Annotated in this window: 1 protein-coding gene; it reads left to right on the top strand. The window is 43.5% G+C overall.

What is annotated here, in order from left to right:
* Positions 1–99: 99 nt before the first annotated feature.
* Complete coding sequence (locus AC1DPK_RS34115; RefSeq protein WP_477513025.1) at positions 100–1299, top strand: IS256 family transposase; 1200 nt, start codon at positions 100–102, stop codon at positions 1297–1299.
* Positions 1300–1349 lie beyond the last annotated feature (50 nt).

Here is a 1349-nt window from a genome sequence, read left to right as displayed (position 1 = left end):
GTACAATAGTTTGTGTACCAAGTTTTGGAGTCTATTCAAAACACAAAAAAGTAGGGTATCCTCGGGATTGCTGAGATCACCAAGAAGGAGCCCTACTCGATGAATACTATACCCGAAAATGCATTCAATGATCTACTTGAAAATACTGTTACAAAACTGCTACAAGAAAAACTAGAGCTGCTTTTGCGAGAAGAGATTAAAAATTACATGAAAGTGGAGCAGCCCCACTTGCGCAATACTCGTAATGGTAACTACAAACGAACGTTCCAAACGAGATACGGAATAATCAACGAACTTCATGTGCCACGAGATCGCAAAGGATCATTTCAAACACGTTTATTTCAGCCCTATCAGCGTAGGGAAGGCTGGCTAGAGGAAGCCATTATTCACATGTACAAAGGCGGAATGAGCACAAGAGAAGTCGCTAAATTCGTAGAGAGCATGTTTGGAACACACTACTCGCCGACAACCATTAGTAATATTACTCARACGGTTATGGAAGACATCGAACAGTGGCAGAATCGTCCGCTAGAGAAGCGTTACTCCGTTATCTATTTAGATGGTCTCTATGTCAAACTCAAGCGCAACACGGTCAGCAGTGAGGCCGTTTATTTAGTCATGGGAATTGACGAGAACGGAACTCGCCAAATTCTAGGCTTTTATGTCGGTGGACACGAAAGCTCTAATGGCTGGCGAGAGGTGCTTAAAGACCTGAAGCAACGTGGTGCAACGGATGTGCTCCTCGGGGTCTTTGACGGTTTACCAGGCTTGGAAGAAGCGTTTCGCGAAATTTACCCTAAAGCCGACGTCCAGCATTGCGTCGTTCATAAGGTACGAGCTACTTTTCCAAAAATTCGTGTGTCGGATAAAACCGAGTTTCTGGAAGATTTAAAGCAAGTATACACGGCAATCGATGGAGACGTCGCACGCGCTGTATTTGAGAATTTTAAAGAGAAATGGAGCAAGCAGTACCCTAAAGAGGTGAAATCCTGGGAAGTGCAGCTCCCAACGCTTTTAACTTTTTACAAATACCCAACGTTGACATGGCCCGCCATCTACACAACCAATCCCATTGAACGTATGAATAAGGAACTTCGTAAACGGTTGAAACCTATGAATAGCCTAACGAATATTGAAGCTGCGGAGAAGATTATTTACTTACAAGCACTCGACTACAATGAAAAATGGTGTGGCAGAGCCATACGCGGGTTTGTAGATGCCGATACAAAGGCTTCATTTGAAGAGATGTACACCAAGCGATATGGAAAGGCCTTACCCGAACAATCAATAATGGTCTAATGTTCCGATGGATAATCTTACTACACAAACTTCTTGACCTTGACGCTACC

The organism is Paenibacillus sp. 01T424, from assembly GCF_056398745.1.
Note: the sequence above shows the minus strand (reverse complement) of the source record. Positions and strands in the feature narration are given on the sequence as shown.